The sequence below is a fragment of the Alistipes sp. CAG:268 genome (genome assembly GCA_000434235.1).
Taxonomy (GTDB): Bacteria; Bacteroidota; Bacteroidia; order Bacteroidales; family Rikenellaceae; genus Alistipes; species Alistipes avistercoris.
In genome coordinates this window covers 59,680-67,858 of sequence record FR892015.1, presented here as the reverse complement: position 1 = coordinate 67,858, position 8,179 = coordinate 59,680, and the positions used below count along the sequence as shown (strand labels likewise).

Annotated in this window: 7 protein-coding genes; 4 read left to right on the top strand and 3 right to left on the bottom strand. The window is 61.1% G+C overall.

What is annotated here, in order from left to right:
* The 3 genes from QZL63_RS09195 to QZL63_RS09185 form a co-directional block, all read right to left on the bottom strand.
* Window positions 1-1,307: DEAD/DEAH box helicase (locus QZL63_RS09195; RefSeq protein WP_290586671.1), on the bottom strand; the 1,307-nt coding region annotated here is incomplete at its 3' end.
* Between the two features lie 39 nt (window positions 1,308-1,346).
* Window positions 1,347-2,750: a tRNA (N6-isopentenyl adenosine(37)-C2)-methylthiotransferase MiaB gene (gene miaB / locus QZL63_RS09190; protein ID WP_022309019.1), complete on the bottom strand. Its 1,404-nt coding sequence runs from the start codon at window positions 2,748-2,750 to the stop codon at window positions 1,347-1,349.
* A gap of 4 nt (window positions 2,751-2,754) precedes the next feature.
* Window positions 2,755-3,744, bottom strand: a complete 990-nt coding sequence (locus tag QZL63_RS09185; protein WP_290586677.1) for a YitT family protein — start codon at window positions 3,742-3,744, stop codon at window positions 2,755-2,757.
* Between the two features lie 220 nt (window positions 3,745-3,964).
* Between QZL63_RS09185 and plsY the strand changes: the two genes are divergently transcribed.
* The 4 genes from plsY to QZL63_RS09165 form a co-directional block, all read left to right on the top strand.
* On the top strand, window positions 3,965-4,741 hold the full coding sequence (gene plsY / locus QZL63_RS09180; RefSeq protein ID WP_022309017.1) for a glycerol-3-phosphate 1-O-acyltransferase PlsY: 777 nt from the start codon (window positions 3,965-3,967) through the stop codon (window positions 4,739-4,741).
* A 49-nt stretch (window positions 4,742-4,790) separates the two neighbouring features.
* Window positions 4,791-6,491: an AMP-binding protein gene (locus QZL63_RS09175; protein WP_022309016.1), complete on the top strand. Its 1,701-nt coding sequence runs from the start codon at window positions 4,791-4,793 to the stop codon at window positions 6,489-6,491.
* A 76-nt stretch (window positions 6,492-6,567) separates the two neighbouring features.
* Window positions 6,568-7,644 (top strand): sensor histidine kinase, encoded by a 1,077-nt coding sequence (locus QZL63_RS09170; protein ID WP_290586668.1) that lies wholly within the window; start codon window positions 6,568-6,570, stop codon window positions 7,642-7,644.
* The coding region (locus tag QZL63_RS09165) for a LytR/AlgR family response regulator transcription factor (protein ID WP_290586664.1) at window positions 7,637-8,179 on the top strand (543 nt) is incomplete at its 3' end. The genes QZL63_RS09170 and QZL63_RS09165, both read left to right, overlap by 8 nt.

Genomic DNA, 8,179 nt, shown 5'->3' with positions numbered 1-8,179 from the left:
GGCTGTTGTGTCTGCTGCGGGGCCTGCTGCTGCGGGGCCGACGAGCTGTTGTGTCCCTTGTCGCGCAACCGGTCGCGGCGCCCGCGTCCGTGTCCGCGTCCGTCACCGCCCTTGCTGCGGCCGCCGCGCCCCTTGCCGCGTCCGGAGAAGGCCTCGGGATTGTATTTCGGGCCCTCGCCCACACTCTCCGGCAGGTCGGCCTTGCGGATCTCGCGCTCGATGAACTTCTCGATCTGGTGGAACTTGCCCTGCTCCTCCTCCGAAACGAAGGTGATGGCGCTGCCCGTCGCTGCGGCGCGCGCCGTGCGGCCGATGCGGTGGATGTAGTCCTCAGGATCGTGCGGCACGTCGTAGTTGATGACCAGGCCGATATCCTCGATGTCGATGCCGCGCGCCACGATGTCGGTGGCCACCAGGATCTTGACCTTGTTGTTCTTGAAGTTGAGCATCACCTCCTCGCGCTGCGGCTGCTCCAGGTCGGAGTGCATCGCGGCCACCTCGAGCTTCATGCGCTTGAGCGTATGGGCCAGCTCCTTGACCTTCATCTTCGACGACGAAAAGATGATCGTCTTCGAATCGGTCGGCTCGGCGAACAGTTCGCGGATGATCCCCAGCTTCTGGCTCTCGTAGCAGATGTAGGCCGACTGGTCGATCGCCTCGTTGGGTTTCGAGATGGCGATGTTCACCTCGGCCGGATTTCTCAGAATGGTCTTCGCCAACTCACGGATCTTCGGAGGCAGCGTTGCCGAGAACATGATCGTCTGCCGCTCCCGGGGCATGTAGGAGACGATCTTCATGATGTCGTCGCTGAAGCCCATGTCGAGCATGCGGTCGGCCTCGTCGAGGATCAGGTACTCGACATGCGAGAGGTCCACGCCGCTGTTCTGCAGGTGGGCGATCATGCGTCCCGGAGTGGCGATCACCACGTCGGACCCCATCAGCATGCCCCGCTTCTGCACGTCCCAGCCCTTGCCGTCGCCGCCGCCGTAAACGACCGTCGTCGAGACGGGCAGGTAGTACGAGAAGCCCTGGAACTGCTGGTCGATCTGCTGTGCCAGCTCGCGCGTCGGCACGATGATGACCGACTTGACCACATTGTCCGGATTGCCCTCGATGAGCAGCTTGTTCAACAACGGCAGCGTATAGGCCGCCGTCTTGCCCGTTCCGGTCTGGGCACAGCCGATGATGTCGCGCCCCTCGAGGATCACCGGAATGGTGTGCTCCTGCACGGGGGTCATCTCGTGAAAGTTCATGTCTTCGAGTCCGTCGAGGATCTCATCCTCCAGATCGAGTTCGTCGAATCGCATAATTCTCTTCTCCTTGCCTTTAACTTGTTGTACCAAAAACTACTGCTGCGCGACCTCTTCGCCGCAGGACGGCTGCGCGACCTCTTCGCCGATGAGCGTCGCGGGCGTGCATCCCGTGATCCGCACGCGCACGTAATCGCCCACGCGGTGCGTGCCGCTGTCGAAGACCACCACCTTGTTCTGCGACGTGCGGCCCGACAACTGGTCGGGGTTGCGCTTCGACGTGCCCTCGACGAGCACCTCGAACTCCCGGCCCACGTCGCGCAGGTTGCTCGCATGGCCCAGTTCGTTCTGCAGGGCGATGATCTCGGACAGGCGGCGCGACTTCACCTCGTCGGGCACGTCGTCCGGGAGGTGCTTCGAGGCGAAGGTCCCCGGACGCTCCGAATACTTGAACATGTAGGCGAATTCGTAACCCACCTCGCGCATAAGCGAAAGGGTCTCGAGATGTTCCTGCTCGGTCTCGCCCGAGAAGCCGGCGATCAGGTCGGTCGTGATGGCGCAGTCGGGCAGGTAGCTGCGGATGGCCGCAATCCGGCCGAGATACCACTCACGCGTGTACTTGCGGTTCATCCGCTCGAGCATCGACGTGGCGCCCGACTGGGCCGGAAGGTGGATCGTCCGGCAGATGTTGGGCATCGAGGCCATGACCTCCAGCAGGCGGTCGCTCATGTCCTTGGGATGGGAGGTGGCGAAACGCACGCGCAGCAGCGGCGAGATCGACGCCACGCGCCGCATGAGCTCCGGGAAATCGACATCGCCCGCCCGGTAGGAATTGACGTTCTGACCGAGCAGCGTGACCTCGCGGTAGCCGTTCTCGAAGAGGCTCCGGGCCTCGGCGACGATGGTCTCCGCATCACGGCTCCGTTCGCGGCCCCGCGTATAGGGAACCACGCAGTAGGAGCAGAAGTTGTTGCATCCGCGCATGATGCCCACGAAGGCGCTCACGCCGTTGCGGTCGAGGCGCACCGGAGCGATCTCGGCATAGGTCTCCTCAGTCGAGAGCAGCACATTGACCCCCTTGCCGCCGGCCTCGGCCTCGCGCACCAGGCGCGGCAGGTCGCGGTAGGCATCCGGCCCGGCCACCACATCGACGGCATTCGGCCCCTCGACAAGCTGCTCCTTCAGGCGCTCGGCCATGCAGCCGATGATGCCGATCACCAGACCCGGACGTTCGCGGCGGTAGCGTTTCATCTCGGCCAGGCGCCCCCAGATCCGCTGCTCGGCGTTGTCGCGGATCGAGCAGGTGTTGATCAGGATGACGTCCGCCTCGGCGATCCGCTCCGTATAGACATAGCCCTCCTGCTGCATGAGTGCGACGACGATCTCCGTATCGCCGACGTTCATCTGGCAGCCGTAGGTTTCGACAAAGAGTTTGCGCCCCTCGCCCGCGAGCGGCCGCAGTGTATTCACGTTCAGTTTCAAATCCAAATTCAAATCCATTCTTTTATTCCGCCTGTATCGAGTTCTTGTCGGGGAACTGCTTGAAGCCCTCGCCGAAGGTCTCGTAGGCATCCGTCACGACCACGAAGGCCCGCGGATCGATCTCGCGGATCTGGTGCTGCACCAGATGCACCTCCTTGCGGCTCACCACCAGGAAGATCATGTCGCGCGGCGCATCGGTGTACATGCCCTTGGCCTTGATGTAGGTCGCGCTGCGGTCCAGATCCTCGATAATGAAGCGCTTGAGGTCCTCGTGCCGGTTGCTGATGATGAACAGCAGTTTGTCGTACGAGGCGCCGTTGAGCATGTATGCGATCACCCGCGAAGTGATGTAGATCGTGATGAGCGAATAGAGCGTCAGCATCCACCCCTTGGGGTCGGCGTCGCCGGTTCCCAGTCCGAAGCCGATGACCACGAGGCCCGACAGCACGACAAAGCCGTCTGCCAGGAAGATGCCCGTCGAGAACTTGATCCCGGCATATTTCTGCAACAGCATCGCCACGATGTCGGTGCCGCCCGTAGTGGCCTGCTGCCGCACGACGATGCCCTGTCCGACGCCGATCACCACGGCGCCGATCACGCACGTCAGCAGCAGGTCGTTCGACAGATCGAGCCGGCCGCCCAGCAGCAGCGAGGGGTCGAGCGACTCCACGGCCGCGGCATCGGGATAGACCAGCCGCGTGAGGATGTTCATGAATCCCGGCGTGAAGAGCGCCGCCAGCACCGTGCGGGTGCCGAACTGCCCGCCGAAGACGAGCATGGCGATGATCATCAGCGGGATGTCGAACATGTAGCCGAACGTTCCGACCTGGATCGACGGGAAGATGTTGTGCAGGACGATACCCATGCCGTAGACGCCGCCCGGCACGAAGTTGTAGGGATTGACGAACAACACGAACCCGGTACCCATCACCGAACATCCGAAAAAGATCAGGATCCACGAGCGCCACCACGCCCACGACCCCATCGGCTCAAGAAATGCCTTCGTTTTCATCATATAGTCAGATAGCTTTAGTTGGTTCTTCGTCGTACCTCGCTCCGCACGGGTTCCGGAAACCGTCCGGAAGCCTTCGCGAAAAGCCGCGGAGGAACAAGTGTGCAAAGATAACAAATTCTTCCGAAAAGCCCTCCGGCCGCTCCGTTTTTTGCATTCGGGCTTCGCGATCCGGAAAAATTCATTATATTTGCCAATAAAACTTACCGGACAAACGACCATGATACTGACGTACTATACCGCTACCACCATGATTATCATCGCCTATCTGCTGGGCTCGATTCCGAGCGCCGTGTGGATCGGCAAGAAATACTACGGCATCGACATCCGCGAATACGGCTCGAAAAACGCCGGAACGACCAACATGCTCCGCGTGCTGGGCCGCCGGGCCGCACTGCCCGTCTTCGCGCTCGACTTCCTGAAGGGATTCGTCGCCGTCACGCTCATCGAGATGCTCAAGTACGACGAGAACGTCAGCGACATGTGGCTCATCAACCTCAAGATCATCGCCGTGTTCGCCGCCGTGCTCGGACACATCTTCCCCATCTTCGCCGGATTCCGCGGCGGGAAGGGCGTCGCCACGCTCGTCGGGGCCGTCACGGGAATCTACCCCCCGGTGGCACTGCTCTGCTTCGGCGTGTGGTTCGTCGTGCTCATGATCACGCACTACGTCTCGCTCTCGTCGATGATCGCCGGATGCTGCTTCCCCGCATTCACGATGATCTCGCCCAAGGTGAACGAGTCCGTCCCGTTCGTCGTCTTCTCGTTCGTCATCGCCGTCCTGCTGCTCTACACGCACCGCAAGAATATCGAGCGGCTGCGCGCCGGCACCGAATCGAAGATCTACATCTGGAAGCCCCAACAGGCAAAGGCCCCCGGAGCCCCGGGTGCCGCACCCGGAGCCGCCGCCCCGGCCGGAAAGGAATCGACCCGAAAGGACGACGCCGGGAAGGATGCCGCCGGGAAGGATGCCGCAGCCGGCAAAAGGGCGGAATAGCCTGCCGACCGTCCGCCATACCGACCGAAACACACACAGACCAACTGCCATGTTAGAGGAGAATCTGATCAAGATATACGAAGCCAGTTTCCGGGAGAACCGCGAAATGTCGGCGCTGACCGACTACTTCAAGAACGAGACCTTTTCGTACTACGAAATGGCCAAGGAGATTGCCAAACTCCACCTGCTTTTCAAGAAGGCGGGAATCAAGCAGGGCGACAAGATTGCACTGATCGGCCGCAACAATCCCCGCTGGTGCATCACCTACATCGCCACGATCACCTACGGCGCCGTCATCGTCCCGATCCTCCAGGATTTCACGCCGGCCGACGTGACGCACATCATCAACCACTCGGAGAGCCGACTGCTCTTCCTCGGCGACAACTTCTGGGACGTGATCGACGAGGACCACATCCGCCAGATCGAGGCGGTCTTCTCGCTGACGGACTTCCACGTCATCTTCGAACGCAACGGAAAGTCGCTCACCAAGTTTCAGCACGACATCCTAAAGAATTACCGGTCGAAATACCCCCGCGGGTTCAGCGTCAGCGACATCAAATACCCCGATATCCCGAACGACCGCGTCATCCTGCTCAACTACACCTCCGGAACGACCGGATACTCCAAAGGCGTGATGCTCACGGTGAACAACCTCACGGGCAACGTCCTTTTCGCCAAGACGGCGCTCAACACCCAGACCGGGACCTACTATTTCCAGCGCGGCGGCCGCACCCTCTCGTTCCTCCCGCTGGCCCACGCCTATGGATGCGCGTTCGACTTCCTCGCCCCGCTGGCCGTCGGCGGCCACGTCACGCTGCTGGGCCGCATCCCCTCGCCGAAGATCCTCATCGAGGCTATGGCCGTCGTGAAGCCCACGATCATCTGTTGCGTGCCGATGATCCTCGAGAAGATCTACCGCAAGCAGGTGCTCCCGATGCTGGAGAAGGGCCCCATGTCGATCGCCATGAAGATTCCGCTGCTCAATACGGCCATCTATTCGGTCATCCGCAAGAAGCTCATGGACGCTTTCGGCGGGAACGTCACGATATTCATCGTCGGCGGCGCCCCGATGAACCAGGAGACCGAATCCTTCCTGATGAAGATCCACTTCCCGATCACGATCGGCTACGGCATGACCGAATGCGCCCCGCTCATCAGTTTCACGCCCGACAACGAGTTCAAGCCCAGTTCGTGCGGCCGCTACCTGAAGGGGCTGCTCGAGGTGAGGATCGAATCGTCCGATCCGGAGCATGTGGCCGGCGAGATCTTCGTGCGCGGCGAGCACGTCATGAAGGGCTACTACAAGAACGAGAAGGATACGCAGCAGGTGCTCGACGACGAGGGGTGGCTCCACACTGGCGACATGGGCACGATGGACCCCGACGGCACGCTCTACATCCGCGGCCGGTCGAAGACGATGATCCTCTCGGGCAACGGACAGAACATCTACCCCGAGGAGATCGAGGACAAACTCAACAACATGTATATGGTACTCGAATCGCTCGTGCTCGATGCCGGCAACGGCCGCCTGCGGGCCCTCGTGGTGCCGGACTACGAACAGGCCGACGCCGAGGGCATCGACAAGTCGGAACTGCCGCAGATCATGCAGAACAACCTGCAGGAGCTCAACAGGCAGCTGGCCGCCTACGAACGCGTCTCGGACATCACGATCTACCCCACCGAGTTCGAGAAGACCCCCAAGCGGAGTATCAAGCGTTTCCTCTACAGCGCCTCGCTGCTCGACAACTGACACCACGAATCAAGACTCGCGGCGGAAGATCCGGGATCGCATCGACGCCGGATCCTCCGCCGCCGTTTTCCGTCCCATGAAGATACAGCGCAAACAAGCCATAGGCGAAAACCTGCTCTACCTGATGGTCTGGTCGGCCATCATCCTCGTGCCGGTGCTCAACTCGCAGATGATGTCCGAGATGCACATCAACCTCGAGAACGTACTCATCGCCTGGCAGCAGATCGCGCCCTACCTGATCATCTTCCTGATCCACAACTGCGTCCTCGCCCCGAGGTACATGCTCCGCCGCAAATACGGCAAATACGTGCTGCTCAATCTGGCGCTCATCATCGGAGTCTTCTGGCTCGTCGAGCTCTACGAGGAGCACCTCATGCTCGACATTCGCCCGCAGGACGACGCGGAGGCGGTCGATGCCTACCGCAAGGCCTCGTTCTCGAACCTCGAGATCTACTGGAACGTCATCCTCGGCTTCTTCATGACCGGAGCCAACACCGGCATCAAGCTCATCTACCAGTCGATGCGCGACGAACAGCAGATGGAGGCGCTCAAGCGGCAGAACCTGCAGGCCGAGATGGACTACCTGAAGTACCAGATCAACCCGCACTTCTTCATGAACACGCTCAACAACATCCATGCGCTGATCGACATCGATGCCGAATCGGCCAAGAATGCCGTGATCGAGCTCTCGAAGATGATGCGCTACGTGCTCTACGACTCGGGCAGCGAGCGGATCTCGCTCAACCGCGACATCATGTTCCTGAAGAACTACATCGAGCTGATGCGCATCCGCTACACCGACGACGTGCAAATCCGCGTGGAATATCCCGACAACCTGCCCGAGCAGGTCTCGATCCCGCCGCTGCTGCTGATCGTCTTCGTCGAAAACGCCTTCAAGCACGGCGTCAGCTACAACCGCCCGTCGTTCATCCACCTGCGGATCGAATATGCCGACGGACAGGTGACCAGCACCCTGACCAACAGCCGCCATACGGCCCCGGCGGGCGGGCGGAAGAACGATCCGGGCATCGGGCTGGAGAATGTCCGCAAACGCCTCGCGCTGATCTACGGCGAGAAGAACTACTCGCTCGACATCCGCGAAGAGGAAGAGACCTACACCGTAACCCTCGTAATACCGACGCTCCATGCTTAAATGTATCGCCATCGACGACGAGCCGCTGGCTCTGCGCCAGATATCCGCCTATATCGCCAAAATCCCCTACCTCGAACTGGCCGCCACGTTCAACAACGCCATCGAGGCCCAGCAGCGGCTGGCCTCCGAACGGGTCGATCTGATCTTCGTGGACATCAACATGCCGGACCTGAACGGGGTGGACTTCGTCCGTGCGCTGACCGACCGGCCGATGGTCGTCTTCACCACGGCCTACTCGGAATACGCCATCGACGGATTCAAGCTCGACGCGGTGGACTACCTGCTCAAGCCGTTCAGCTTCGCCGACTTCAGCCGCGCCGCCGCCAAGGCCAATTCGCTCTACGAACTCCGCCAGGGGAGGCTTCCGGCCCAGCCGGACAGCGACTCGGAGGCCACACCCAAAGACCGCGAATACATCTCCGTCAAGGCCGACTACAAGGTCTCGCTCGTCCGTATCGCCGACATTGTCTATATCGAAAGCGAAGGGGAGTACGTGCGGATGCATCTCTGCGACGGATCGACCATCACCACGCTC

Bases quoted from the DNA above. Each gene is read 5' to 3' on its own strand.
- QZL63_RS09175 (WP_022309016.1), top strand. From the start codon at position 4,791: ATGTTAGAGGAGAATCTGATCAAGATATACGAAGCCAGTTTCCGGGAG.
- plsY (WP_022309017.1), top strand. From the start codon at position 3,965: ATGATACTGACGTACTATACCGCTACCACCATGATTATCATCGCCTAT.
- miaB (WP_022309019.1), bottom strand. From the start codon at position 2,750: ATGGATTTGAATTTGGATTTGAAACTGAACGTGAATACACTGCGGCCG.
- QZL63_RS09185 (WP_290586677.1), bottom strand. From the start codon at position 3,744: ATGAAAACGAAGGCATTTCTTGAGCCGATGGGGTCGTGGGCGTGGTGG.
- QZL63_RS09170 (WP_290586668.1), top strand. From the start codon at position 6,568: ATGAAGATACAGCGCAAACAAGCCATAGGCGAAAACCTGCTCTACCTG.